A 23,495-nucleotide genomic window follows, 5' to 3' on the forward strand; every position below is an offset into this window, starting at 1 on the left:
GCGCCGTGCTCAGCGGGTGGGCCAGGTGCGCCAGTTCTGCCACGACCGGCTCGGCGTGGGTCCGCGCTGCCCCTGGTAGCGCGAGCCGTAGACCGCCGAGCCGTACGGGTGCTCGGCCGGCGACGAGAGCCGGAAGATGCAGAGCTGCCCGATCTTCATGCCCGGCCAGAGGGTGATCGGCAGGTTCGCCACGTTGGACAGTTCCAGCGTGACGTGCCCGGAGAAGCCCGGGTCGATGAAACCGGCGGTCGAATGGGTGAGCAGCCCGAGCCGGCCCAGGCTCGACTTGCCCTCCAGCCGCCCGGCGAGCTGGTCGCCGAGCGAGATCACCTCAAGCGTGGAGGCGAGCACGAACTCGCCCGGGTGCAGCACGAACGGCTCGCCCTCGGGCACCTCCACCATCGAGGTCAGGTCGTCCTGCTGCACGGCCGGGTCGATGTGCGTGTAGAGATGGTTGTTGAAGACCCGGAAGAGCCGGTCGAGGCGTACGTCGATGCTGGACGGCTGCACCAGCGCGGGCTCGAAGGGCTCCAGCGCGAGCGTGCCCGCCTCGATCTCGGCGGCCAGGTCGCGGTCGGAGAGCAGCATCCGAACACCATAGCGACCGGTACGGGTGACCTGCGTGTCGGACTGCACACTCGTACACGTGTTCGATAGAATGTCCGCATGGCTTCCTGGTCCGAATTCGCCGCCGACGAGCCCCGACTCGCCGACGAGATCCGCCTTCTCCTGCAGCAGTACGGGCCGGGCTTCGGCTACCTCGCCACGGTCCGCGCCGACGGCGGTCCCCGGGTCCACCCGGTCTCCCCGGTCATCACCGACGAGGGGCTCTACTGCTTCGTCATCGAGTCGCCCAAGCGCCGCGACCTCGAACGCGACGGCCGCTACGCGCTGCACTCGTTCCCGCCGGAGGAGCGCGACGACGAGGCGTACGTCGCCGGCTGGGCCCTTCCGGTTACCGACCCGGTCACCGTGGCCCGGGTGGCCGCGCTTGGCCGGGCCGCGCCGCAGGTCGACTGGCGGCTGTTCGAGTTCACCGTCGACGTGGCGATGCTGACCCGGCGCGACCAGGCGACCCACCTCGGGGCGACCCACCTCGGGGCGGGCCGGCCGCAGGTGCGGGTCTGGCTCGACCCGCGGGCGGCCGGCCCGACGCGGCGGTCCGACGTGGCGTCGTCCGAGGCCCGGCGTGGCCGCCACGGCTTCGACACCCGTCGCCCGGCCGCCTGAGCCCCCCAAAAGCCGGTGCCGGCCCCGTCGTCGGACGGGACCGGCACCGTTTTGCCGTGCTGTGCTGGAGCCGTTACGCCGCGCGGTAGGCGTTCCAGGCGCTCAGCATCCGGCTGGCCTGCCCGGGCGTGAACTCGTACATGCACGAGTCGTAGGTGTAGTCCATGAAGTTGTGGATCGGGTCCAGGCCGGGTGCGGTGCAGGTGTCCCGCCCGGTCGGGCACTGGTACGCCGGCGACGCCTCGGCCGGGGTGTCGCTGACCTGGTCACCCTGGCCGCTGCAGCCGCCCTGGAAGGTGTGGTAGAGGTTCAGCCAGTGGCCGATCTCGTGGGTGCCCGTGTCGCCCTGGTTGTAGTTGGTGGCGGTGCCGCCCGGCAGCGACTCGCTCAGCGCGACCACACCGTCCATCTTGTCCAGGGTCTTCTTCGGGAAGGTCGCCCAGCCGAGCAGGCCGTCGCTCAGCTCACCCAGGTACATGTTCAGGGTGTTCTTGCCGCCCTCGCGCAGCGTGGTCTTCATCGACCGCTCCGCAGTCGAGCCGGAGACGATCGGGTACCAGGACGGGTTGGTGACTCGGTTGATCTTCTGGAGCTGGAAGCCGAAGGCGGTCGGGGCGCCGCCGGTGGCCCCGCTGTAGGCCTGGTTCAGCACGCTGATCTGCTGGGTGATCATCGAGTCCGGGATGTTGCCCCCGGCCCGGGTGCTGTCCCGCTGGATGACGTGGACGACGACCGGGATGGTCACGGTCGCCAGCGGCGCGACCCCGGCGCCGACGCGGAACCTGGACCGCTCGGCCAGCGCGGCGGTGAGGTCCGCCTCCCGCTCACGCACCTGCGCGGCGGTCAGCTCGTTCGGGTCGTGCTTGACCTGCGCCCCGGCCTTCACCCGGGCGTCCGAGTGGACGTCGGCCGGCTCTGCGCAGCTTCCCGCCGGGGCGGCGGAGAAGGCCGAAGCGGCCGGGACGACCCCCACCGCGGCGGTGCTGAGCAGCAGCGCGAGGGTCGTCGACGCGACGCCGGCGGTACGCCGGGTCAGCAGGTTGGGACGGAGTCCCATGGGCCCACCTCTTTCTGGCGGCGTGACAGGGGGTGTGTCACGCCGTAGCTGAGAACGTGGAGGTGACGTTACAACCGATCGACACATTTGAAAACGGCCATGTGTTGCGGCCGTGAAACTTCTTCCCGGTTCGATGGGATGCCGTGGTTGCAAGATCGTGTCGGGGGTGGGTTCGCGGCTCGCCGGGTACCTGGGTGCGCGGCGGCGGTGACCTCAGGTACAGTGGTGCCGCCTGCGGGTGTAGTTCAATGGCAGAACATCAGCTTCCCAAGCTGACAGTGCGGGTTCGATTCCCGTCACCCGCTCCACGCGAAAGGCCCTGATCGGGACGCGGATCCCGGTCAGGGCCTTCGGTATTCCGTGCCCAGCGGACCGTGGCCCTGGTGGCCCGATGAGGCCCACCAGGGCTGTCGGCGAGGGGCAACTCCTCGGAACTCACCCGGCGGGCGTCAGGTCGCGTACATGCCGCAGGCCGGGCTGCCCGCCGAGCAGCACCTCGCCGACCGGAACGAACCCGGTACGCCGCAGCACCGCGAGCGAGGCCGGGTTCGCCAGCGCGGCCGATGCGACCAGCCGGTGTAGCCCGTACTCGTCGCGGGCCAGCGCGCAGACGCGGCGTACGCCGTCCTGTGCCACGCCCCGCCCGGCCGCGTGCTCGGCCACCCGGTAGCCCAGCTCGGCGCTGCCCTCGGCGACGTCGACCAGGTTGAACCGTCCCAGCACGGCACCTTCGTCGTCCACCAGGACGTGGAAGTGGCACCCGCCGGTGGCCTGCTCGGCGAGCAGTTTCGCGTGCCGGGCGGTGAACTCGGCGAAATATTCGTCGCCCCGGTCCGGCACCGACCGGGCGAAGTACGCCCGGTTCTCCCGCTCGAAGCGGAACAGGGCGGGAGCGTGGTGGACGTCGAGCCGCTGGAGTTCAGGCATCGCGCCACGCTAGTGGAAACCGCTGTCGCCTACGGCCCCGGCGGGTACCAGCGCAGTTCGACGGTGTTGCCGTCCGGGTCGCGTACGTAGATCGAGGTGGCGTTGCCCCGCGCGCCGAAGCGCGGCACCGGCCCGGTCAGCACGGTGAACACCCCGGAGTCGATCACCTGCTGCCAGTCGAGCGGCTCCACCACCAGGCAGAAGTGGTCGACGTTCGATCCGCTCGGCTCGCCGCGTACCAGGTCGATGATGGTTTCCGGGCTCACGCGTACCGACGGGAAGGGCACCTCCCCGGCCCGCCAGCGGTCGACCCGTACCGGCTCCAGGCCGAGGGTGTCGCAGTAGAAGCCGAGGGAGCGTTCCACGTCGGCGACGGCGAGGACCAGGTGGTCGAAGGCCGTCACCCGTACCGTGCTCATCGCGCCCTCCACGGCGTGGTGGTCCATGGATGCTCCTGTTCTCGAAGGGTCACCCGTCCAGCCTCGTCGTGGTCGTACCGCGGACCAAGCCGCGATCGGACTACGATCGTTGACCCGGATTCAACGGTGGGGGTCGGCGTGCTGGAGCGGTACGAGGTCGAGACGTTCCTGACCCTGGCCGAGGAGCTGCATTTCGGGCGTACCGCCGAGCGGCTGCGGGTGACCACCGGGCGGATCAGTCACGTGGTGCGCAAACTGGAACGCCGGATCGGCGCGCCGCTGTTCGAGCGAACCAGCCGGGTGGTCCGGCTCACGCCGATCGGTGCCCGTCTCGCCGACGATCTGCGTCCGTTGGTGGCCGCGATGGAGGAGGCTGTCGGGCGCGCCGTCGAGGCCGGGCGGGGGCTGACCGGGGAGCTGCGGGTGGCGTTCGTCGGTGAGTCGACCGCGCCGATCCTGCTCCGCGCCGTCGCCCTGTTCTCCGAGCGTCACCCGGACTGCGTGGTGCACGTGCACGAGGCGCCGTTGGCGACCACCCGGTCGAGCCTGCGGGACGGCACGATCGACGTGCTCATCGCGTCGTACCCCTTCGACGGCATGGCGAACGGCCCGGCGCTGCTCCACGAGCAGCGGGTGCTCGCGGTGGCCGCGGACCATCCGCTGGCGGGCGCGGAGTCGGTGTCGCTGGAGGCGCTGGCCGAGCACCCGGTGGTGCAGTACCCGGCGGTGACCTCGGCGGGGTTCAAGCGGGACCGCACCCCGGACCGGACCCCGTCGGGCCGGCCGGTGCCGAAGGGTCCGGTGGGCAACACTTTCCCCGAACTGCTGTCGCTGGTGGCGATGGGCCGGGGGGTGCTGCCGGTGGGCGAACAGACCCGGCGTTACCACCCCCGGCCCGATCTGGCGTACGTGCCGATCCGCGACGCGCCGCCGATCCGTCGCGGACCGGTGTGGCTGGCCAGCAACACCACCGCCCGGGTACGCGAGTTCGTCCGCGCCGCGGTCGACGCCAACCCCGCGCCCGTGGACTGAGCGGCAGCCGCGAGCACTCAACTTACGTTGACGATCAGTGGTTGGAGGTCCTTGCGGGGGAACAGCGCGACGACCAGCAGGGCCAGCGCGCAGGCGGCGCCGATGAGGAACAGCAGCGAGCAGGTCGGCTGCCCGAGCCACTCCCAGAGCGGATGCCAGTTGGGGTGCGGCTCGCCGAGGTGGTGCGGGAACAGCGAAGCCGTGGAGAGCAGCGTCGGCGCCCACCAGAGGAAGAGGGCGATCCCGAGTAGCGGGACCACGCCCCGGCGATCCTCGGTGCGCCGGCTCGCCCAAGCGAACACCAGCCAGGTGAGGACGCCCCCGGCCAGGCCGGCCAGTACGGCGGCGGGCAGGACCGCCGGCGGCGCCGCCCGCTGCACCTCCACCCCGAGGTACGAGTTGTAGCTCGCGTCGTGGAAGGTCGCCCGGAGCACGGTGTCACCCCGGCGGGCCACCAGGGTGGTCTGGACCGGTTGGCTCGCGGTGTCGCAGCTCGCCGAGGCACAGATCTGGAGGATCTCGGTGATCGGCTCGTACACCTGCCAGCCGGCGGCCCGGAGGCGCTGCTGGGCGGTCGCCAGGCTCTCCGCCTCCGGCATCGGTGCGGGGCCGACCGCCGACGCGCTGGCCATTCCCTCCTGGTACTCGCCGCCGTCGCCGATCAGCACCGGCTTCAGCGACTGCCAGGTAAGCGGACTGTTGTAGAAGACGAAGAGGGCCGGGGCGGTCATGATGTCGTCGTCGAGCCGATGGCCCGGGAACGCCTCGGCGAAGACCGCCGCGACCTCGGCCCGGTCCGGTTGCGGCCGGGAGGTCTCCCAGGCGATCCGGGCGGCCAGCGACGCGGTGAACAGGCCGCAGATCAGCGCGGTGAGGACCGCCCAGACGCCGACCGTGCTGCTGGCCGGCCGGCCGAGGCGGCAGCGCAAACCGCCCCGGATCAGGTCGAGCGCCTCCCGTACGGTCGGCCGGGTCCGCCCGGCGGGCGCGGTGTCGAGGAGCAGGCCGAGGATCTCCTCGCCGCGTTCCCGCCGGTACGCCCGGGGATACGCGAGCAGTAATCGGCGGTAGTGACGGGTGAGTGACATGGCCTCCCCTTCGGTCGGAGCGCGGGCGGGCGGAAGCTGGTCAGGCGGTGTGCGGGCGCAGCGCGCGCAGCCGGGTCTCGGCCGCGGTGGCGAGCTGGCGCATCCGGGCGGTCTCGGCTTGGAGCGCGTCGAGCCCACCGGGGGTGAGCCGGTAGTACCGGCGCAGCCGGCCGTCGACCACCTCTTCCCGGTCCAGCTCTACGAGCCCCTGCGCGGTCAGCCGGTCGAGCGCGGTGTAGAGGGTGCCGGGCAGCAGGGTGCCGCGCTGCGCGGAGAGCACGGCGACCTCCTGGATGATCCCGTAGCCGTGCCGGGGGCCGCCCGCGAGCGCGGTGAGGATCAGAAACGTCGGCTCGCGCATCTGGGTCACGCCGACAAGATATATAAATGATCGATACATGGTCAACGCCTTGACCCTGCCCCTGGGGCAAGGCCGAGCGTGGTCCGTGCCGGTCGCCGTGACCGGTACGAGGAGGATGCGTCCGTGGAGCTGCTGACCATCGGGGCGTTCGCCCACGCGGCGCGACTGACGCCCAAGGCGCTACGGCTCTACGACGGGTTGGGCCTGCTGCCGCCCGCCGCCGTCGACCCGCACTCGGGCTACCGCTACTACGAGCCGGCGCAGCTCGACCGGGCCCGGCTGATCGCCGCGCTGCGCCGGACCGGGATGCCGCTCGCCGACATCCGGGCCGTCTGCGCCCTGCCGTCGGGGGCGGCAGCCGAGGCGGTCGGCGCGTGGTGGCGTGGGGTCAGCGCGGACACGGCGGCTCGCGGTAGGGCCGTCGCGCTCCTCGTCGACCAGCTCGCCGAAAGGGGATCCATCATGTCCGAAACCACCTTCCGGTACGCGGTGCGCTGCGAGACCGGCGCGGTCCGGGACTCCAACGAGGACACCGCGTACGCCAGCGCCAACCTGCTCGCCGTGGCCGACGGCATGCGTGGCCCGGGTGGCGCCGCCGCCAGCACCGCCGCCGTCGACGCGCTCCGGCCGCTGGAACTGGCCGACGCGCCGGCCGCCGAACTGCTCGCCGCGCTGGCCGACGCGGTGACGTCGGCCGACCGCACGGTACGCGCCGCCGTCACCGAGGGGCACCAGCCGGTCACCACCCTGACCGCGATCCTGCGCCGCGGCTCGCAGTTGGCCCTGGTGCACGTCGGGGACACCCGGGCGTACCTGCTGCGTGGGGGCGAGCTGTTCCGGCTGACCCAGGACCACACGTACGTGCAGTCGCTGGTCGACCAGGGCCGGCTCGGCCCGGCCGAGGTGGCCGGGCACCCGCAGCGGGCCCTGCTGGTGCGGGCGCTCGGGGCCGGTGCCCCGGTCGAGGCCGATCTGGCGCTGCGTACCGCCCTGGCCGGCGACCGCTATCTGCTCTGCTCCGACGGGCTCTCCGCGGTGCTCGGGCCGGAGGTGCTGAACGACGCGCTCGCCGGCGCCGACGACCCGGAGAGCGCCGTCGGGCGCCTGGTCGACCTCGCGTACGCCGAGGGCGCGCCGGACAACGTCGCCTGTGTGGTCGCCGACGTGGTGTCGGCGTAGCCCGTCCCGGGCCGGCCGACGCCGGCCGGCCGGCCGGCCCGGCCGTACCCTGGCGATCATGCGGATTGGCATCGTGATCCTGCCCGACCAGCGCTGGTCGGAGTCGCGGCGGCGCTGGCGGCAGGCGGAAGAGTGGGGCTTCGACCACGCCTGGACGTACGACCACCTGGGCTGGCGGGATCTGGTCGACGGCCCCTGGTTCGACTCGACGACCACGTTGACGGCCGCCGCGACGGTCACCTCGCGGATCCGCCTCGGCACGCTGGTCGCCTCACCCAACTTCCGGCACCCGGCGGCGTACGCCCGGCAGGTGACCGCCCTGGACGACGTCTCCGGCGGCCGGCTGCTGCTCGGCCTGGGCGCGGGCGGCATCGGCTTCGACGCCACCGTGCTGGGCGGGGAGACCCTGCCGCCGGGGCGGCGGGTCGACCGGTTCGCCGAGTTCACCGAGCTGCTGGACCTGATCCTGCGCGAGGACGGCACCACCTGGCGCGGCGAGTGGTTCGCCGCCGTGGACGCCCGGAACAACCCCGGTTGCGTGCAACAACCCCGGGTGCCGTTCGTGATGGCCGCGAACGGGCCCCGCTCGATGCGACTGGCCGCCCGGTACGGGCAGGGGTGGGTGACCACCGGCCTCGGCGGCGACGACCTGGAAACCTGGTGGTCGTCCGTCGAGGACCTCGCCGCCCGGATGGACGTGACCCTGGACCGGGCGGGCCGCGATCCGGCCACCCTGGACCGCTATCTGTCGCTCGACTCGGCGCCGGTCTTCTCGCTCACCAGCGTGGACTTCTTCGCCGAGCAGGTCGCCCGGGCCGCCCGGCTCGGCTTCACCGACGTGGTGACGCACTGGCCCCGGGCCAGCAGCTGGTACGCCGGCGACGAGGCGATCCTGATGGCGGCGGCCAATCTGCTGCCCGAGCTGCGCCGGGTCTGACTCGGCGCGGGGTCAGGTGCCGAGGTCGCCGGTGCTGATGCCCCCGTCCCCGGCGGAGACCAGGCGGAACCGGATGCAGACCACCTGCGAGTCGTCGTCGACCGGGAAGCCCACCCGGGCCCAGTAGCGGCGGTGCCCCTCCCGCCACTCCTCGATGGACCGGTCACCCTCCCCTTCGGAGCGGGCGAATTCCCAGGACACGTCGGCGAAGCGGACCACCTCGACGTCGGTGATCTCGACGACGCCCGCCAGTGCGTCGTGGTCGTCGACCAGGACCAGCCGTTCGCCGGCGTACTCCAGTTCCTCGTTCTCCTCGGCGTACTCGGAGGTCAGCAGGCCGGCGGTGGCGGTCTTCACGCCGGACAGCACGAGGGCGTTGAGGGTGGCGCGCATCTCGCCGGGCGTGCCGAGGGCGAGGGTGCGCAGTCCTCCGATACGGGGCCACATCCTGCCGAGGTTAATCGCCGGCAGCCGACCCGTCGCGGGATTTGTCCGCCCCACGCGCGGTCCGGGGCGACGCTAGCCTGGGACCAGAAGGAGGCGACCATGGCGGACCAGCGCGCGGTGCTCGTTCCGGGCCGGGGCTACGACACCCGCGGCCCGCTCTTCGCGTACGTCGGGGAGGCGCTGCGCCGCCTCGGCTTCGACATCCACGAGGTGACCTGGCAGGTGCCCCGCGACCTGCGCGCCGACCGGACCGCCGCGTGGGTGGCCGAGCAGGTGACGCCGGTGCTGGCCGACGGCGATCTGTTGGTCGGCAAGTCGCTGGGCGCCTTCGCCGCTCCGCTCGCGGCCGACCGTGGGCTGCGCGCCGTGTGGCTGACCCCGGTGCTCAACCACCCCGACGTGGTCGACGCGCTGGGCCGGGCGACCGCGCCGTGCCTGCTTGTCGGGGGCACCGCCGACTCGCTGTGGAACGGTGAGGTCGCGCGCCGGCTCAGTCCGCACGTGCTGGAGGTGCCGGACGCCGACCACTCGATGCTGGTGCCCGGCCCGCTGGCCCGGTCGGCCGAGGCGCTGGGCCGGGTCTGCACCGCCGTGGAGAGCTTCGTCAGATGAGCTGCCCGGCATAGCCGGCCGCCGCCAGCACCCCTTCAGGTCAACCCGACGCGGCTCCGTCGAGGTCGTCCCCGGTGAGCAGCGCGCGTAGCCGGAGCCGCTCGGCGACGTACGGCGGGCAGGTCGCGACGACCGCAGCCGTCCCGACCGGTTCCGCCCCACTGTCCCGGACCACCCGGTCCAGCGCGTCGAGTTGGGCGCCGGTGGCGACCCAGTCGTCGACGAGCAGCACCCGGTCGCCGGGGCCGATCAGGCTGCCGTCCACGCCCATCCGCAGCCGCCGGCCCCGGTAGTCCGGTGGCGTCTCGGCCCAGCGCATCGCGCCGACCCGCCGCCGGCCGCCGTCCTTGTACGCCGGCAGGAAGCCCGCGCCGGCGGCCATCGCGACCAGCGGGCCGAGCAGCAGCCCGGTCACCTCGGGAGCGACCACCACGGTCGGCCGCGCGGCCGGGAACAGGCCGGTGAGGGCCGGTCCGATGCCGGCCAGCACCTCCGGGTCCCGCCACCAACCGGAGGTGTCGCTGACCAGATGACCGCTGTCCGGGCCGGGGTCGATCCAGCGGAACAACTCGACCAGGCGTCGGCTCAGCACGACACCCATCCTCGGGCATCGCCGCCAGGCGATCGCCGCGTGGTCACTGGCCAGCGATCCTTCCTCCGTTCGTATGAGCAAAGTCCACACGAGCGGATACACGTATCAGGGTAAATGTGGGCATAGCACCATGATCGCATTGACTTCGGAAGTGCTTCTCTCGTTACGGTCCGAGCCGGTTTGTTCTGCTGACGAAAGGACCGGGCGGTGGCTGGTAGGCATCTCCGTACCCGCAAGCTCTCCTCGCCCGCCGGCATCGCCGCCACCGCGGCCGTCGGCGTGCTGCTCGCCGTCGGCGGCACCGTCGGCGCCGTCCAGCTCACCTCGGGCGAGCCCTCCGCCGACTCCGCGCTCGCCGAGCCCACTGTGGTCGAGGTTCTGCCGAGCACCCCCGCCCCCGGTTCGGCCTCCCCCTCCGCCTCGCCCAGCACGCCCGCGTCGCCGAGCCTCAGCCCGTCGCCGAAGGCCACCCCCAGCCCGAAGGCGACCCGGACCCAGGCCGCCTCGCGGAGCATGACCCGGACCGCGAGCCCGAAGCCGACGGCGACGAAGACGAAGACCATCCCCGCGGCGAAGGTCGTCGACAGCGGCTCCTGCGGCGCGTCCTTCTACGACGAGGGTCAGATGACCGCGAACGGGGAGACCTTCAACCCGGACGCACTGACCGCCGCGCACAAGACCCTGCCGTTCAACACGAAGGTCCGGGTGACCAACCCGGCCAACGGCAAGTCGGTGGTCGTCCGGATCAACGACCGCGGACCGTTCATCGCCGGCCGGTGCCTGGACCTGTCCCGCGCCGCCTTCGCGGCCATCGCCTCGACGAGCCTCGGCGAGTTGACCGTCCGGTACGAGGTGCTCGGCTGACCCCGTGACCGGCGGCGATCGGGTCAGGAAGGCGATCCGGCCGGGTAGAACGTCCTCAGACGACGGGCCAGGTTCATTCACCGGTTCATCTCCATCAGGCATGCTGTCCGGTATACGCACGCAACCCTTCCAGTCGGGCCGAGGCCCGCTGAGCCCCGGATCCCGCGCCGGCCTCGGCGCGGCCCTCGCGCTGCTCGCCCTCGTCTCCGCCATGGAACTGGCGGACGGCCCCACCGCGCACTACATCGCGCTGATGGTGACCGCCCCGATGCTCGCCGCCGCCCTCGGGTCGTGGCGGGTGGTGCTCGGGGTGGGAGTCCTCGCCACGGCGATCGGAGGTTCCTTCGCACTCGCCGAGCAGACCCTGTCCCTGGTCTCCGCCGTCAACGTCGCCGGCGTCGCGCTGGCCACCGGGATCGCCGGCGCCGTGGCAGCGGTACGCCAGCGCCAGTCCGAGAAGATCGCCGAGTTGTCCCGGCTCGCCTCGGTCGCCCAGCAGGCGGTGCTCCGGCCACTCGGGCCGCAGGTGGGCACCCTCGCGGTGGCCGCCCGCTACATCTCCTCCACCGCCCGGGCCGAGATCGGTGGTGACCTGTACGAGGCGATGGACACCCCGTACGGCGTCCGCATGATCATCGGCGACGTGCGCGGCAAGGGTTTGGACGCGGTCCGGCTCGCCAGCATCGTGCTCGGCTCGTACCGGCACGTCGCGTACGAGCGGGCGGACCTGCGCGCGGTGGTGACCGATCTGGACCGGGCGGTGGCCCGCAACGTGGGCGACGAGGACTTCGTCACCGCCGCGCTGGTCGAGGAGCGGGGCGGCACCTTGACCATCGTCAACTGTGGGCACCCGCCGCCGCTGCTGCTGCGCCGGGGCGCGGTGATCCCGCTGGAACCGCCCGCGCCCGCGCCTCCGCTGGGCTTCATGCCGGTGGTCCGTCCCCGGGTGGAACGGCTCGAACCGGGCGACCGGCTGCTGCTGTTCACCGACGGGCTCGGGGAGGCGCGCCGGGACGGCGAGTTCTTCCCGACGGCCGACCGGGCCTGGCGGCTGCTCGGCCACGGCACGGTCGCCGACGGCCTCGCCTCGTTGGAGACCGCCCTGGTCGAGTGGGTGCACGGGCGGCTCGACGACGACATCGCGCTGTTCCTGATGGAGTACACCGGCCCGCGCAGTGAGGTGACGGCGGCCGTGCCGAGCTGGGAGGTCGGCGCGGCGGAGAGCTGACCCGCCGGTCGGGTCAGTCGTCGGTCAGCTCGTCGGTGGCTCGCCGCCCGGCTTCCCCGGCCCGGCGCAGGAAGTCGGCGATCACCGTCAGCTGGCGTCGTTGTACTCGTGACTGAACCGGGAGTGTGTAATCGCTGTCACTTCCGAGATCGGGTTGTCGTTACCTACCGATGAGTAATACAGTCTGGGTTACTGATCGGTAACAGCTGTTCGGAAGCGGGGCCAGCGAGCATGACCCACTACAAGAGCAATCTTCGGGACCTTGAGTTCAACCTGTTCGAGGTCTTCGGGGCGGACCGGACCTTCGGCCAGGCGCCGTACACGGACGTGGACATCGACACCGCCCGCAGCTTCCTTACCGAGGTCGACCGCATGGCCCGCGAGGACCTGGCGGCCAGCTACGCGGACAGTGACCGCAATCCGCCGATCTTCGACCCGACGACGCACACCGCGCCGCTGCCGGCGTCGTTCAAGAAGTCCTACCAGGCGTTCATGGACTCGGAGTTCTGGCGGCTGGACCTCCCGGAGGCCCTGGGCGGCACCAACGCCCCGCGCGCCCTCTGGTGGTCCCTGGCCGAGCTGGTGCTCGGCGCCAACGCCCCGATCTGGATGTACGCCTCCGGCCCGTCCTTCGCGCACGTGCTGCACGTCGAGGGCACCGAGCGGCAGCGGAAGTGGGCCAAGCTCTTCATCGAGAAGCAGTGGGGCTCGACCATGGTGCTCACCGAGCCGGATGCCGGCTCGGACGTGGGCGCGGGTCGTACCCGGGCCATCCCGCAGCCGGACGGCTCGTGGCACATCGAGGGCGTGAAGCGCTTCATCACCTCGGGTGAGCACGACCTCTCCGACAACATCGTCCACTACGTGCTGGCCCGCTCGGTCGGCGTGGAGGGCGCCGGCGGTCCGGGCACCAAGGGCCTCTCCCTCTTCGTCGTGCCGAAGTACCACTTCGACGAGGAGACCGGCGAGCTGGGCGAGCGCAACGGCGTCTTCGCCACCAACGTCGAGCACAAGATGGGCCTGAAGGTCTCCAACACCTGCGAGATGACCTTCGGTGAGCACGGCGTCCCGGCCAGGGGCTGGCTGCTCGGTGACCGGCACGACGGCATCCGGCAGATGTTCATGATCATCGAGTACGCCCGGATGATGGTCGGCACCAAGGCCATCGCCACCCTCTCCACCGGCTACCTCAACGCCCTGGAGTACGCGAAGAACCGGGTGCAGGGCGCCGACCTGACCCGGTCGACCGACAAGACCGCGCCCCGGGTGACGATCACCCACCACCCGGACGTGCGCCGCTCGCTGCTCATGCAGAAGTCGTACGCCGAGGGCCTGCGGGCGCTGGTCTGCTACACGGCCACCTGGCAGGACCGGGTCGCGATCGCCGAGGCGGCCGGCGACGAGCGGGCCACCAAGCTGGCCAAGCGGGTCAACGACCTGCTCCTCCCGCTGGTCAAGGGCGTCGGCTCGGAACGGGCGTACGAGCTGCTCGGCCACGAGGCGCTGCAGACCTTCGGCGGCTCCGGGTTCCTCCAGGACTACCCGCTGGAGCAGTACGTCCGCGATTCGAAGATCGACACCCTGTACGAGGGCACCACGGCGATCCAGAGCCTCGACCTGATCTTCCGGAAGATCGTCCGGGACAACGGCAAGGCCCTGCTGGCCGTCGCCGGCGAGATCCAGGAGTTCATCACCTCCGAGGCCGGCAACGGACAGCTCAAGGAGGAGCGGCAGGCGCTCGGCAAGGCGCTCGCCGAGATCCAGAACATGCTCGGCGTGCTGACCGGCTGGCTCGGCGAGGCCCAGGGCGGCGACCCGCGGGCCCTCTACAAGGTCGGCCTGAGCAGCCGTCGGTTCCTGCTGGCGATCGGCGATCTGGTGGTCGGCTGGCTGCTCCAGAAGCAGGCGGACGTGGCGCTGAAGGCCCTGGCCGGCGAGGTCTCGGCCGCCGACAAGGGGTTCTACACCGGCAAGCTGGCCGCTGCCCGGTTCTTCGCCCGTGAGGTGCTGCCCCGTATCGGTGCCGACCGGCGGATCATCGAGGGTGCCGACCTGGAGATCATGGACATCCCGGAGGAGGCGTTCTGACCCAATGTGGGGTGATTGGACCGGTTCGACGAGGGCGGTCGGCGAGCGGACAGCTCGCCGGCCGCCGTCGTGGTTTTCCCGGCCCGCCCGGTAGGCCGCTCGCCTGACGGGTAACCGTCGCGGACCACGACAGGGCACGCCCAACGGCCACCGCACGAGGGAGTGCAGCGCACATGGGCATCGGCAGTGGAATCTTTCTCATCGCGCTCGGCGCGATCATGACCTTTGCGATCCGGGCCAACGTCTGGTGGATCGACCTGCGCGCGGTCGGCTGGGTGTTCATCCTGGCCGGGCTGGCCGTCCTGCTCACCACGCTCTGGTTCTGGCAGGATCGGCGCAAGCGGGCGCGCACCCTGATCGTGGAGGAGAACCGGCTCTCCCACCCCACGGCGATGATGCCGCCGCCGCCCGACCCGCCCCCGCCCACCGCACCGCCGTCCTGACCGCGTTCCCTGGTTATCGGGGGCCCTTCTCTGCCTGAGGCGTCAGGGAAGGGCCCTTCCGCACATCTCAGCCCCGGGCGGTGTGCCGGGCGGTGATGGGCGCGGCGGCGGGCGCCAGGGCGGCCCACCGGGTGGTCGGGCGATGCACCACCAGGTCGCTGGTGCGCAGCCCGTCCGGATCCGCCCGTTGCGGATCGAGCAGGCCCGAGACCAGCGAGATGCCCGGGTTGTGGGCGATCAACAACACGGTGCCGGTGTCCGGCGCGACTCCCCGGAGCAGCTCCAGCAGCTCGTCCGGCTGCGCCTCGTAGACGGCCGCCTCGTAGCGCACCACCGGGGCGGAACCCGCCGGTCCCCCCTCCGGCGGGGAACCGGTCATGCCCAGCGCCACCCCGTGCCAGGTCTGCCGCGTACGCCGGGCGGTCGAGCAGAGCACCAGGTCGGGGAGGAGGGCGTGCCGGGCCAGCCACGCGCCGGCCGCCGCCGCGTCGGCATGGCCCCGTGCGGTCAACGGGCGTTCCGCGTCCGGTACGTCCCGGGACTGCTCGGCCTTGGCGTGCCGGAGCAGCACCAGGGTCCGTTGCTGGTTCCTGCCGTCCGTCATGGGCACAGCTTGCCTGATTGGCGATCAGAGCGCCTGGGTAAGTCGATGGCTGCCGCTACCTGATCCATGGCCGCGGCGGGTAGGAAACGCCAGCAGACCGCCAAGGAGGCGACGTCATGGGCATCGGTGCCAGTATCTTCCTCATCGCGCTGGGCGCGATCTTCGCGTTCGCCGTCGACGCCAACCTGGGATGGCTGAACGTGAACGCCGTCGGTTGGGTGCTCATGCTCGCCGGCGTCGTCGGCCTGATCACCACGCTCTACTTCTGGAACAGCCGACGGCGTACCGTGGTCGCCACGCCGGTGCGCGAGCGGGTCGTCGCCGAGCCCGTGGTGCCCGCGCAGGACGACCGGGTCGTACGCGAGGAGTACCGCGAGGTGCGCCGCCCGGGCTACCCGGCCTGAACCGGCGAGCCGGAGCGACGTCGCGGGCCCGCGACGTCGCTCCCGGGCCACCGTTCGGGGCGCAGTGCAGGTCGGCCAGCGGGCGCGGCCGTGGTCAGGCGAAGAGCGCGAAGTAGATCGCGATGTGGTGGCAGATCGCCGCGACCAGGGTGCAGGCGTGGAAGAACTCGTGGTGGCCGAAGACGGTCGGCCACGGGTTCGGCCGGCGCAGCGCGTAGAAGACCGCGCCGACGCTGTAGATCGCCCCACCGACGATCAGCAGCACCAGGGCGGTGACCCCGCCGGAGCGCAGAATCTGCGGCAGCATCGCCACCGCGACCCAGCCGAGGGCCAGGTAGAGCGGTGCGGAGACCCAGCGCGGCGCGTGCGGCCAGATGAGTTTGAGCGCCACGCCGGCCAGCGCACCACCCCAGACCAGGCCGAGCATGACGGTCGCCGGCCGGGTGGTCAGCAGCAGAGCACAGAACGGGGTGTACGTGCCGGCGATGAACAAGAAGATCATCGAATGATCCATCCGGCGCATGATCTGGTAGCCGCGCCGCGACCAGACCCGGCGATGGTAGAGCGCGCTGGTGCCGAAGAGACCGCACACGGTCACGCTGTAGATCAGGCAGCTGACCAGGGGCGCCCAGCCGGGCCGGGCGGCGGCGATCGAACAGAGCACGATGCCGCAGACGAGCGCGACGAAGAACGCGTAGGTGTGCAGCCAGCCGCGCATCCGGGGTTTACCGATGTCGACCGGCTTGAGCCGGAGCGGTGCGGAGGTGGTCACGGCAATAGGCTACGGCACCGTAGGTTACCTGTAGGTAGTGTCGACTGTCACGACTTCCGAACAGCCGGAGGACCCTGGCCAACGGCTCGATCCGCGAGTATGGCGGGATGCGGATCCGACCCGTCGGCGCGCACGCCCTGCTGCTCGACTGCGACGACCCCGAGCAGGTCCAGGCGTGGCGGGCCGAGCTGTGGCGCCGCCGCGAGGCCGGCGAGCTGACCGCCGTCGAGATCGTCCCGGCGGCGGCCACGGTGCTGCTCGACGGCGTACCCGACCCGGCGGCAGCCGCCGCGCGGATCGCCGGCTGGACCCCGCTTGGCGGCGTCGCCGCGTCCACCGCCGCCAAGGTCGAGGTCCCCACGGTGTACGACGGGGAGGACCTGCCCGCCGTCGCCGCCCAGTGGGGCGTCGACGTGCCGGACGTGGTGCGGCGGCTACGGCACACCGAGTTCCGGGTGGCGTTCTGCGGATTCGCGCCCGGGTTCGCGTACCTCACCGGACTGCCGGCGGAGCTGGCCGTGCCCCGGCTGGCCACCCCGCGTACCCGGGTGCCGGCCGGGTCGGTCGCGCTGGCCGGCCCGTACGCGGGGATCTATCCGACCGCGTCGCCCGGCGGCTGGCTGCTGGTCGGCCGGACCGACGCGGTCCTCTTCGACGTGCACGCCGACCCGCCGGCCCGGCTCACCCCCGGCACCCGGGTACGGCTGGCAGCCGCGTGATCGAGGTGCTTCGGGCCGGTGCCCTCACCACCGTCCAGGACCAGGGCCGACCCGGGTACGCCCACCTCGGCGTACCCCGCTCCGGCGCGCTCGACCCGGCCGCGCTGCGCCTGGCCAACCGGCTCGTCGGCAACCCGGAGACCGCCGCCGGCCTGGAGATCACCCTGACCGGCTGCGTGCTGCGGTTCACCCGGGCCGCGACCGTGGCGCTCACCGGCGCGGAGGTGGACGTCCGCGTCGACCGGCGGCCGGGCGACGTGGGCCGGCCGCTGTCGCTGCCCGCCGGGGCGGTGCTGCGGATCGGCCCCGCCCACGCCGGGCTGCGTACCTGGCTGGCGGCCAGTGGCGGGATCGCGGTCGAACCGGTGCTCGGCAGCCGCGCCACCGACACCCTCTCCGGCCTCGGCCCGCCCCCGGTACGCGACGGCGACCGACTACCCCTGGGCGCCTCGGCCGGCCCGCCGGCCCCGGCGGACTTCACCGTCGCCCCAGCCGTCCCGGCCACGCTGCGGTTGACTCTGCGTCCCGGGCCCCGGCAGGACTGGTTCACCCCCGCCGCGCTGGACCTGCTGCTCACCACCCCGTACGCGATCAGCCCGGCGAGCAACCGGGTCGGCGCGCGACTGGTCGGCGCGGCCCTGCCCCGCGCGGTGGCCGGCGAACTGCCCAGCGAGGGCCTCGTCCTCGGCGCGGTGCAGGTGCCGCCGGACGGCCAACCGCTGATCTTCCTCGCCGACCACCCCACCACCGGCGGATACCCGGTGATCGGGGTGGTGGACGAGGTGACCCCGCTCGCGCAGGCGCGACCGGGGACTACCGTGACGTTTCATGGACCTCAACGCTGACCTCGGCGAGGGATTCGGCATCTGGCGGCTCGGCGACGACGAGGCACTGCTGGACCTGGTCACCTCCGCCAACGTCGCCTGCGGTTTCCATGGCGGCGACCCGTCGACGATGCACCGGGTCTGCGCCGGTGCCGCCACGCGCGGGGTCGCGGTCGGCGCCCAGGTCGGCTACCGGGACCTCGCCGGCTTCGGCCGGCGGCACATCGCGTACGACTTCGCCGAGCTGCGCGACGAGACGATCTACCAGCTCGGGGCGCTCGACGCGTTCTGCCGGTTGTTCCGTACCCCGGTCCGCTACCTCAAGCCGCACGGCGCGCTCTACCACGCGGCGGCCTGCGACGAGGCCCAGGCCGCCGCGCTGGTCGCCGCCGTCAGCGCGTACGACCACGAGCTGCCCCTGCTCTGCCCGCCCGGGTCGGTGCTCGCCCAGCTCGCCTTCGGCGCCGGCCTACGGGTGGTCGCGGAGGGCTTCGCCGACCGGAACTACCTGCCCAACGGCTCGCTGGTGCCCCGGACCGCCGCGAACGCGCTGGTCACCGACCCGGACGAGGTGGCCGTCCGAGCCGTCCGGATGGCGACCGAGCGGACCGTGGTCGCGGTTGACGGCAGCGTCGTCCCGTGCCACGTCGAGTCGATCTGCCTGCACGGGGACACCCCGGGCGCGGTGCGCTGCGCCGAACTGGTGCGGGCCGCCCTCATCGACGCCGGTGTCAGCCTCACTCCGTTCGCCTGAACAGAGCCCCACCTCGCCTTGCCCCGCCCCGAGCCGGGTCGGGTCAGGCGTCGTCGAGGCCGCGCAGGATCAGGGGTACGCGGGTGGCGCCGCCGTCGACCACGCGGATCGGGACGCCCCAGTCCTGCCGGGTCAGGTGGCAGGCGGCGTGCTCCACGTCGGCGTCGCAGGTGGCCGCCTGGGCGGTCACCTGGAGCACGCCCTGGGCCACCGCCCCGTCGATCACCAGGCGGCGGGACAGCTCCGTGCTCGTCCCGGCCCCCTCGACCAGCAGCTCGGGCGGGGACGCCGAGACCACCAGCCGGGTGGACGGCCCGTACGTCTCGTCCAGCTTCTGCCCCGGTGCCGGGCTGAAGATCACGTCAAGGGTCAGCTCGCCCGCCGCCACGTCGGTCGGCTTGCGCTCCAGCTTGTGCCGCGGGCCGTCCACCGTGCTCGCGCCCGCCGCGCTGAGCGCGCCCGGGGCCAGCCGGGTCAGCCGGTGGGCGGCCGACTCGACCACGAGCACCTCGCCCTCGGGGGTGAGCACGATGTCGCTCGGCTCGGCGAGCCCGTCCGCCACCGTGGCCACCTGGTCGGTCGCCGGGTCGAAGCGGCGCACCGCCCCGTTGTACGTGTCGGCGATCAGCACCGAGCCGTCCGGCAGCGCGCACACCCCCAGCGGGTGCTGGAGCAGCGCCCGGTCGGCCGGGCCGTCGACGTGGCCGAAGTCGAAGAGCCCCTGCCCGACCGCGGTGCGCATCACCCCGTCCTCGACGTACCGGACCGCGCTGGTCTCGCTGTCGGCGAGCCAGAGCCGGGAGCCGTCGGCGGAGACGGAGAGGCCGGAGGGCTGGGCCATCCAGACGTCCGGCAGCGGGCCGTCCTTCAGCGCCTCGACAGTGGTGCCGGCGTACATGCCGGCGGTCCGCTTGATCGGGTCGAACCACCAGAGCTGGTGGATGCCGGCCATCGCGACGACGACCCGGCCGTCGTACCAGGCGACGTCCCACGGGGAGGAGAGGTCGACCGAGCGCGCGTCGTGCGCGTGGTCGTCGACCGTCGACCGCCACTGCCGCCCGGTGCCGGCCACCGTGACCACCTCGCCGGTCGCCAGCTTCACGCCGCGCAGCAGGTGGTTGACGGTGTCCGCGACGACGAGGTCGTACCCGGCCACCTCGGCGGCGTGTGCGGGCAGCAGGCAGAGCCCCTGCGGCTCGGAGAAGGTGGCGCTCTCCGCCGGGCCGTCGGCGTGGCCGCGGGTGCCCGCGCCGATCCGGCGCAGCACCTTCTCGCCGTCGGGGGCCAGCTCGACCAGACTGTGCCGGGCCGAGTCCGAGACCAGCAGGTTGCCGTCGTCGAGCACCACGGCCTTGCCGGGAAAGCGCAGCGTGGTCTCCGGTTCCGCCGGCGGGACGTACGGGCCGTCGCCCCGGTGCAGGGTGCCCTTCGCCTCGTGGGTGGCGATCAGGTCGTCGATCAGCCGGGCCAGCCCCTCGGCGTGCCCCTCGCCGGCCATGGTGGCGACCACGTAGCCCTCGGGGTCGACCACGGACAGGGTCGGCCACGCCTTCGCCGCGTACTGCTGCCACATGTCCAGCTCGGGGTCGTCGAGCACCGGGTGGTGCACCCCGTACCGCTCGACGGCCGCCGCCAGCGCGTCCGGGTCCTTCTCATGCTCGAACTTGGGCGAGTGCACGCCGATGACCACGAGCACGTCGGCGTACTTCTCCTCGAGCGGGCGCAACTCGTCGAGCACGTGCAGGCAGTTGACGCAGCAGAAGGTCCAGAAGTCTAGGACGGTTATACGACCTCGAAGGTCAGCCAAACGGACGGCCTCGCCGCCCGTGTTCAGCCAGCCCCGGCCGCGCAGCTCCGGTGCCCGTACTCGTGCGCTCATGCCCTCAGTCTGCCGGACCGGACGGACCGATCCGGCCGAGACCCGGCGCGGGGAGGATCACACCGGAACGTACGACGGCGGGGCCACGGCGTACCGTGACCCCGCCGTAGCGGAGCTGCTACTTGCTGGCCGGCTTCAGGCAGAGCACCCGGTCCGTCCCGTCACCGGGGAGCACCACCTGCGGCTGGGTCGGGTCGCCGCACTTCTCCTTGGAGTCGACCTTGGAGACGACCTTGAACGCGCCCGGCTCGGCGCAGTCGGCCTTGGCCGCGCTCGTGCCGGACTGCTTGATGCAGGCACCCACAGCCGGGTTGAACGGAGCCGGCTGTTCGTCGCTGCCACCGATCTTGCCGAGCAGGGTGAGCAGGCCGAGCGGGACGGCCAGGATCAGCACCGCCGCGATCAGCACGAGGGCCAGCACCCGACCGTTGCGGACCTTGGGGGTGGGCGCCTCGGTCTGCGGCTCGGCGTCCGGCTTGAACGCGTCGAAGCGGCCCTGCTCCGGCTCGCTGGTCGGAGCCTGCGACCAGGCCGGCGGTGCCGGCTGGGGCGGCGGGAAGCCGCCCGTACCCGGCTCGCCCATCGCCCCCGGCCCGGGTACGCCGACGGACGCGCGACCGCTGCCGGGCCCGCCGAACGGGTCGGCCTGGCCGCCCGGTGCGCCGTACGGGTTGGGCTGACTACCGGGTGCGCCGTACGGGTCGGGCTGGCCGCCGGGTGCGCCGTACGGGTCGGGCTGGCCGCCGGGTGCGCCGTACGGGTCGGGCTGGCCGCCGGGTGCGCCGTACGGGTCGGGCTGGCCGCCGGGTGCGCCGTACGGGTCGGGCTGGCCGCCGGGTACGCCGTACGGGTCGGGCTGGCCGCCGGGTACGCCGAACGGATCCGGGCGACCAGGGCCGCCGAACGGGTCGCCGGGGCGCTCGTCGCTCTGTGGGTGCACCCCGTTGACCGGCCGGTTGTTGCCGACCGGGTCCACGAAGGACGGCACTCCGGGCGGGAACGGCGGCGGGCCGGCGGGGGAGGACGGCGCCAGCGGTGCCTCGGCGAAGGCGTGGGGACCCGCCGAACGGTCGGGCTCCTCGAACCGGGCCGGCGGGCCGGGCTCGTCGAAGCGCGGGCCCGACTCGGGGAAGCCGTTCGGGGCGTCCTGCCCGGGAACCTCCTCCGGTTCGGCGTGGGCCGGCCGGCCGTACACCCGCGGCTGCGGGGCCGGTACGCCGGCCGGGTGCAGGGGCTGGTCGGTGGGCGGCGTCACCCGGCTGGCCATCGGCACCGAGGCGCTGGCCGAGACGGCACCGGCCGCGCCGGACTCCGGCGAGGTACGCGGGCCGGGCACCACCGGCCCGGCCGGCGACTGCGGCTCCTCGTGCGCCGGCTCCGGCGTACCCCAACCGGCCTGCTCCGGCTCGTACCCCTGCTCGGCCGGCTCGAACTGGGCCGGCGGAGCGTAGTCGGTGGGCGGCGAGGCGGCCAGGGTGGCACCCGGCACCCGCTGCTCCTGCGGCGGCAGCGGCACCGCGTTGGCCGGTGAGATGCCCGGGCCCGCGGCGGGCTGGTAGATGGGGGCCTCCCCGGCCCGGCCCGGCTCCCAGCCGTTCGACGGCGACTCGCCCGGAGCGGCCTCGGCGGACCGGCCCCACGCCTCACCCGGCGCCCAGGGCTCGGCGTCCGGGATGGCGGGGTGCTCGGGCGTCCGCTGCGCCGGGTTGTCCTGCATGCCGCCCCAGGCCGACGAGGAGTCCGCGGCCGGCACCGAGACGCTGGCGCGGGCCGGGGTCCAGGCGCCGGACTCCGGTCGGTCGCCCGGCGTCGGTACGGCGGCCGAGGCCCGTCCGGCCTGCGCCGGCTCGTCCGCCGGTCGGTCCTGGTCGTGCAGCTGCGCAGCGCCCCAGGCGGACGGCTGTGGGGCTTCGGCCTGCCCGGCGGCCCGCCCCGCGGCCCAACCGCCGGACCGATCCGGGTCGTCCTGTGCCGCCGGCCAGCTGTTGTCGGCGGGTGCGCCCGGCACCGAAACCTTGGCGGCGGCGCGGGCCGTCGGCTCGGCCGAGGCCCAGGCCGGCGCGGCTGCCTCGGTCGGCTGGCCCCAGGCCGGCTGGTCGTCCTGCGGTGGTCCGCCCCAGCCGCCGGGGTGGTTGGTCTCGTCCGGCTGACCGGTGGGGCCGGTGGGGGCACCCCATGGCTCCTGCGGCGTGGGGACCTGGGCGGCCCCCCGGGCGCCCGGCTCACCGGGCTGCGCCCAGGCCGGCTGCTCACTCTGGGCGGCGGCCGGTCCGGGGGCGGCGCCCCACGGGGACCCGGCCTGCTCGGCCGGGGTCGACCAGGCGGGCAGAGCCGGTTCGGGGGAGGCGGTCGGCGGGGCGGCGGCCCACGCGGGGGGCGCCTGTTCTCCGGACGGGGCGGGCGGGGCGGCGGCCCAGGCGGGCGTACCCTGCTCCGGCGCGCCCCAGGCCGGGCCGGCCTGCTCGGGAGCGGCCCACGCGGGCCCGCCCTGTTCCGGCGCACCCCAGGCGGGCTGGGGGGAAGCGTTCCACGCGCCCGGCTCACCGGCCGGCGGCACCTGCGCGGTGGCCCGACCGGTGGCGGGCTGGCCGCCCGGTTCCGCCCAGGCGGGGCGTTGGTCGTCGGGGGTGGCCCAGGCGGGGGCCGGCTGGGCGGATGATCCGGCCGGCGGGGGCGGGGCCCAGCCGAGGTCGGCAGCGCCGGGGTACCCGTTGTCCTGCTGCGCCGGGCGGTCGCCGTACGGCGCCGGTCCGCCGGCGCCCGGGGACACCTCTCCCGGCTCCTGGCCAGGTCGGTGCGGGGCCTCGGACGTCATGGGTGCGCCTCCTCCATCACATGTCGGCCACCGATGCCGATCGGGACCGTCGGCCTGGTTGCCGGCGTCGCCGGCGGGTACCGGCCGTGCGGGCTCCCCGCACCGTATCGGGTGGCCGCCGGGAGGCGCCCGGGGGAGCACCGGTCGTTACTCGTCGTCACCGGACGCTGTCGATCGGTTTCTGTCGGCACGATCGGTCCGGGGCGGGCGGGTGGCGACC

25 protein-coding genes and 1 tRNA gene are annotated in these 23,495 nt (G+C 73.3%); 14 read left to right on the forward strand and 12 right to left on the reverse strand.

Features of this window, described 5'->3' with window-relative positions; all coding sequences use genetic code 11:
- Positions 1–9 precede the first annotated feature (9 nt).
- Entirely contained in the window at positions 10–588 is a 579-nt protein-coding gene (gene dcd, locus GA0070621_RS23905; RefSeq protein WP_091202782.1) for a dCTP deaminase, read from the reverse strand.
- Between the two features lie 78 nt (positions 589–666).
- Between dcd and GA0070621_RS23910 the strand changes: the two genes are divergently transcribed.
- Positions 667–1,230 carry a pyridoxamine 5'-phosphate oxidase family protein gene (locus tag GA0070621_RS23910; RefSeq protein ID WP_091199967.1) on the forward strand — a complete coding sequence of 188 codons (564 nt, stop codon included), beginning with the start codon at positions 667–669 and terminating at the stop codon, positions 1,228–1,230.
- Positions 1,231–1,303: 73 nt separating this feature from the next.
- Here GA0070621_RS23910 and GA0070621_RS23915 read toward each other — a convergent pair whose 3' ends face one another.
- On the reverse strand, positions 1,304–2,287 hold the full coding sequence (locus GA0070621_RS23915) for a zinc metalloprotease (protein ID WP_091199969.1): 984 nt from the start codon (positions 2,285–2,287) through the stop codon (positions 1,304–1,306).
- 234 nt (positions 2,288–2,521) lie between these two features.
- On the opposite strand from GA0070621_RS23915, the gene GA0070621_RS23920 reads away from it, so the two are divergent.
- Positions 2,522–2,595 (forward strand) — tRNA-Gly (locus GA0070621_RS23920).
- A 127-nt stretch (positions 2,596–2,722) separates the two neighbouring features.
- Here the strand turns inward: GA0070621_RS23920 and GA0070621_RS23925 are convergent.
- Entirely contained in the window at positions 2,723–3,214 is a 492-nt protein-coding gene (locus GA0070621_RS23925) for a GNAT family N-acetyltransferase (RefSeq protein ID WP_091199971.1), read from the reverse strand.
- A gap of 29 nt (positions 3,215–3,243) precedes the next feature.
- Complete coding sequence (locus tag GA0070621_RS23930) at positions 3,244–3,660, reverse strand: VOC family protein (RefSeq protein ID WP_231920971.1); 417 nt, start codon at positions 3,658–3,660, stop codon at positions 3,244–3,246.
- A gap of 111 nt (positions 3,661–3,771) precedes the next feature.
- On the opposite strand from GA0070621_RS23930, the gene GA0070621_RS23935 reads away from it, so the two are divergent.
- Positions 3,772–4,665 carry a LysR family transcriptional regulator gene (locus tag GA0070621_RS23935; protein WP_091202785.1) on the forward strand — a complete coding sequence of 298 codons (894 nt, stop codon included), beginning with the start codon at positions 3,772–3,774 and terminating at the stop codon, positions 4,663–4,665.
- A gap of 17 nt (positions 4,666–4,682) precedes the next feature.
- Here the strand turns inward: GA0070621_RS23935 and GA0070621_RS23940 are convergent, their stop codons facing one another.
- Together GA0070621_RS23940 and GA0070621_RS23945 are read right to left on the reverse strand one after the other, a co-directional pair.
- Positions 4,683–5,753, reverse strand: coding sequence for a hypothetical protein (locus GA0070621_RS23940; protein ID WP_091199973.1), 1,071 nt, complete (start codon positions 5,751–5,753; stop codon positions 4,683–4,685).
- Between the two features lie 40 nt (positions 5,754–5,793).
- Positions 5,794–6,114 (reverse strand): PadR family transcriptional regulator, encoded by a 321-nt coding sequence (locus GA0070621_RS23945; RefSeq protein ID WP_091202787.1) that lies wholly within the window; start codon positions 6,112–6,114, stop codon positions 5,794–5,796.
- A gap of 123 nt (positions 6,115–6,237) precedes the next feature.
- Between GA0070621_RS23945 and GA0070621_RS23950 the strand changes: the two genes are divergently transcribed.
- Positions 6,238–7,293, forward strand: a complete 1,056-nt coding sequence (locus GA0070621_RS23950) for a MerR family transcriptional regulator (RefSeq protein ID WP_091202788.1) — start codon at positions 6,238–6,240, stop codon at positions 7,291–7,293.
- A gap of 58 nt (positions 7,294–7,351) precedes the next feature.
- Positions 7,352–8,230, forward strand: a complete 879-nt coding sequence (locus GA0070621_RS23955) for an LLM class flavin-dependent oxidoreductase (protein WP_091202790.1) — start codon at positions 7,352–7,354, stop codon at positions 8,228–8,230.
- A gap of 12 nt (positions 8,231–8,242) precedes the next feature.
- Here GA0070621_RS23955 and GA0070621_RS23960 read toward each other — a convergent pair whose 3' ends face one another.
- Complete coding sequence (locus GA0070621_RS23960; RefSeq protein ID WP_091199975.1) at positions 8,243–8,677, reverse strand: ASCH domain-containing protein; 435 nt, start codon at positions 8,675–8,677, stop codon at positions 8,243–8,245.
- 99 nt (positions 8,678–8,776) lie between these two features.
- Here GA0070621_RS23960 and GA0070621_RS23965 point away from each other — a divergent pair, with 99 nt between their 5' ends.
- Positions 8,777–9,289 (forward strand): alpha/beta hydrolase, encoded by a 513-nt coding sequence (locus tag GA0070621_RS23965; protein WP_091199978.1) that lies wholly within the window; start codon positions 8,777–8,779, stop codon positions 9,287–9,289.
- Between the two features lie 40 nt (positions 9,290–9,329).
- Here GA0070621_RS23965 and GA0070621_RS23970 read toward each other — a convergent pair whose 3' ends face one another.
- The gene (locus GA0070621_RS23970; protein WP_197673927.1) at positions 9,330–9,890 is read right to left on the reverse strand and encodes a phosphoribosyltransferase; all 561 of its coding nucleotides are present in this window, start codon (positions 9,888–9,890) and stop codon (positions 9,330–9,332) included.
- A 198-nt stretch (positions 9,891–10,088) separates the two neighbouring features.
- Between GA0070621_RS23970 and GA0070621_RS23975 the strand changes: the two genes are divergently transcribed.
- From GA0070621_RS23975 to GA0070621_RS23990, 4 genes are all read left to right on the forward strand, one after another.
- Positions 10,089–10,745, forward strand: coding sequence for a septal ring lytic transglycosylase RlpA family protein (locus tag GA0070621_RS23975; RefSeq protein WP_091199980.1), 657 nt, complete (start codon positions 10,089–10,091; stop codon positions 10,743–10,745).
- 100 nt (positions 10,746–10,845) lie between these two features.
- A complete protein-coding gene (locus GA0070621_RS23980) occupies positions 10,846–11,973 on the forward strand; it encodes a PP2C family protein-serine/threonine phosphatase (protein WP_091199982.1) in 1,128 nt (375 codons plus the stop codon).
- Between the two features lie 231 nt (positions 11,974–12,204).
- A complete protein-coding gene (locus GA0070621_RS23985) occupies positions 12,205–14,061 on the forward strand; it encodes an acyl-CoA dehydrogenase (protein WP_091199984.1) in 1,857 nt (618 codons plus the stop codon).
- Positions 14,062–14,234: 173 nt separating this feature from the next.
- On the forward strand, positions 14,235–14,504 hold the full coding sequence (locus tag GA0070621_RS23990) for a DUF6458 family protein (RefSeq protein ID WP_067300694.1): 270 nt from the start codon (positions 14,235–14,237) through the stop codon (positions 14,502–14,504).
- A 67-nt stretch (positions 14,505–14,571) separates the two neighbouring features.
- Here the strand turns inward: GA0070621_RS23990 and GA0070621_RS23995 are convergent, their stop codons facing one another.
- Positions 14,572–15,108, reverse strand: a complete 537-nt coding sequence (locus tag GA0070621_RS23995) for a SixA phosphatase family protein (RefSeq protein ID WP_091199986.1) — start codon at positions 15,106–15,108, stop codon at positions 14,572–14,574.
- 116 nt (positions 15,109–15,224) lie between these two features.
- On the opposite strand from GA0070621_RS23995, the gene GA0070621_RS24000 reads away from it, so the two are divergent.
- Positions 15,225–15,512 carry a DUF6458 family protein gene (locus GA0070621_RS24000; protein ID WP_091199988.1) on the forward strand — a complete coding sequence of 96 codons (288 nt, stop codon included), beginning with the start codon at positions 15,225–15,227 and terminating at the stop codon, positions 15,510–15,512.
- Positions 15,513–15,606: 94 nt separating this feature from the next.
- Here GA0070621_RS24000 and trhA read toward each other — a convergent pair whose 3' ends face one another.
- Positions 15,607–16,284, reverse strand: coding sequence for a PAQR family membrane homeostasis protein TrhA (gene trhA, locus GA0070621_RS24005; protein ID WP_091199990.1), 678 nt, complete (start codon positions 16,282–16,284; stop codon positions 15,607–15,609).
- Positions 16,285–16,391: 107 nt separating this feature from the next.
- Between trhA and GA0070621_RS24010 the strand changes: the two genes are divergently transcribed.
- The 3 genes from GA0070621_RS24010 to GA0070621_RS24020 are packed head-to-tail and all read left to right on the forward strand — an operon-like array spanning position 16,392 to position 18,581.
- Positions 16,392–17,003 carry a 5-oxoprolinase subunit B family protein gene (locus GA0070621_RS24010; RefSeq protein ID WP_091199992.1) on the forward strand — a complete coding sequence of 204 codons (612 nt, stop codon included), beginning with the start codon at positions 16,392–16,394 and terminating at the stop codon, positions 17,001–17,003.
- Positions 17,000–17,848, forward strand: a complete 849-nt coding sequence (locus GA0070621_RS24015; RefSeq protein WP_091199994.1) for a 5-oxoprolinase subunit C family protein — start codon at positions 17,000–17,002, stop codon at positions 17,846–17,848. Before GA0070621_RS24010 ends, GA0070621_RS24015 begins: the two co-directional genes overlap by 4 nt.
- Complete coding sequence (locus GA0070621_RS24020; RefSeq protein ID WP_091199996.1) at positions 17,832–18,581, forward strand: LamB/YcsF family protein; 750 nt, start codon at positions 17,832–17,834, stop codon at positions 18,579–18,581. Before GA0070621_RS24015 ends, GA0070621_RS24020 begins: the two co-directional genes overlap by 17 nt.
- Before the next feature lie 43 nt (positions 18,582–18,624).
- Here GA0070621_RS24020 and GA0070621_RS24025 read toward each other — a convergent pair whose 3' ends face one another.
- Positions 18,625–20,460, reverse strand: coding sequence for an NHL domain-containing thioredoxin family protein (locus GA0070621_RS24025; protein WP_091199998.1), 1,836 nt, complete (start codon positions 20,458–20,460; stop codon positions 18,625–18,627).
- Between the two features lie 118 nt (positions 20,461–20,578).
- A complete protein-coding gene (locus tag GA0070621_RS24030; RefSeq protein ID WP_091200000.1) occupies positions 20,579–23,275 on the reverse strand; it encodes an LppU/SCO3897 family protein in 2,697 nt (898 codons plus the stop codon).
- Between the last annotated feature and the right edge of the window lie 220 nt (positions 23,276–23,495).

The organism is Micromonospora narathiwatensis, from assembly GCF_900089605.1.
Classification (GTDB): Bacteria; Actinomycetota; Actinomycetes; order Mycobacteriales; family Micromonosporaceae; genus Micromonospora; species Micromonospora narathiwatensis.

What these genes read in the sequence shown, in the direction of transcription:
- GA0070621_RS23945 (WP_091202787.1), bottom strand. Translation starts at nt 6,114, where the DNA reads ATGCGCGAGCCGACGTTTCTGATCCTCACCGCGCTCGCGGGCGGCCCC.
- GA0070621_RS23910 (WP_091199967.1), top strand. Translation starts at nt 667, where the DNA reads ATGGCTTCCTGGTCCGAATTCGCCGCCGACGAGCCCCGACTCGCCGAC.
- GA0070621_RS23955 (WP_091202790.1), top strand. Translation starts at nt 7,352, where the DNA reads ATGCGGATTGGCATCGTGATCCTGCCCGACCAGCGCTGGTCGGAGTCG.
- GA0070621_RS23970 (WP_197673927.1), bottom strand. Translation starts at nt 9,890, where the DNA reads ATGGGTGTCGTGCTGAGCCGACGCCTGGTCGAGTTGTTCCGCTGGATC.
- GA0070621_RS23915 (WP_091199969.1), bottom strand. Translation starts at nt 2,287, where the DNA reads ATGGGACTCCGTCCCAACCTGCTGACCCGGCGTACCGCCGGCGTCGCG.
- dcd (WP_091202782.1), bottom strand. Translation starts at nt 588, where the DNA reads ATGCTGCTCTCCGACCGCGACCTGGCCGCCGAGATCGAGGCGGGCACG.
- GA0070621_RS23925 (WP_091199971.1), bottom strand. Translation starts at nt 3,214, where the DNA reads ATGCCTGAACTCCAGCGGCTCGACGTCCACCACGCTCCCGCCCTGTTC.
- GA0070621_RS24025 (WP_091199998.1), bottom strand. Translation starts at nt 20,460, where the DNA reads ATGAGCGCACGAGTACGGGCACCGGAGCTGCGCGGCCGGGGCTGGCTG.
- GA0070621_RS24000 (WP_091199988.1), top strand. Translation starts at nt 15,225, where the DNA reads ATGGGCATCGGTGCCAGTATCTTCCTCATCGCGCTGGGCGCGATCTTC.
- GA0070621_RS24030 (WP_091200000.1), bottom strand. Translation starts at nt 23,275, where the DNA reads ATGACGTCCGAGGCCCCGCACCGACCTGGCCAGGAGCCGGGAGAGGTG.
- GA0070621_RS23960 (WP_091199975.1), bottom strand. Translation starts at nt 8,677, where the DNA reads ATGTGGCCCCGTATCGGAGGACTGCGCACCCTCGCCCTCGGCACGCCC.
- GA0070621_RS23980 (WP_091199982.1), top strand. Translation starts at nt 10,846, where the DNA reads ATGCTGTCCGGTATACGCACGCAACCCTTCCAGTCGGGCCGAGGCCCG.
- GA0070621_RS23965 (WP_091199978.1), top strand. Translation starts at nt 8,777, where the DNA reads ATGGCGGACCAGCGCGCGGTGCTCGTTCCGGGCCGGGGCTACGACACC.
- GA0070621_RS23930 (WP_231920971.1), bottom strand. Translation starts at nt 3,660, where the DNA reads ATGGACCACCACGCCGTGGAGGGCGCGATGAGCACGGTACGGGTGACG.
- GA0070621_RS23985 (WP_091199984.1), top strand. Translation starts at nt 12,205, where the DNA reads ATGACCCACTACAAGAGCAATCTTCGGGACCTTGAGTTCAACCTGTTC.
- GA0070621_RS23995 (WP_091199986.1), bottom strand. Translation starts at nt 15,108, where the DNA reads ATGACGGACGGCAGGAACCAGCAACGGACCCTGGTGCTGCTCCGGCAC.
- GA0070621_RS23990 (WP_067300694.1), top strand. Translation starts at nt 14,235, where the DNA reads ATGGGCATCGGCAGTGGAATCTTTCTCATCGCGCTCGGCGCGATCATG.
- GA0070621_RS23940 (WP_091199973.1), bottom strand. Translation starts at nt 5,753, where the DNA reads ATGTCACTCACCCGTCACTACCGCCGATTACTGCTCGCGTATCCCCGG.
- GA0070621_RS24020 (WP_091199996.1), top strand. Translation starts at nt 17,832, where the DNA reads ATGGACCTCAACGCTGACCTCGGCGAGGGATTCGGCATCTGGCGGCTC.
- GA0070621_RS24010 (WP_091199992.1), top strand. Translation starts at nt 16,392, where the DNA reads ATGCGGATCCGACCCGTCGGCGCGCACGCCCTGCTGCTCGACTGCGAC.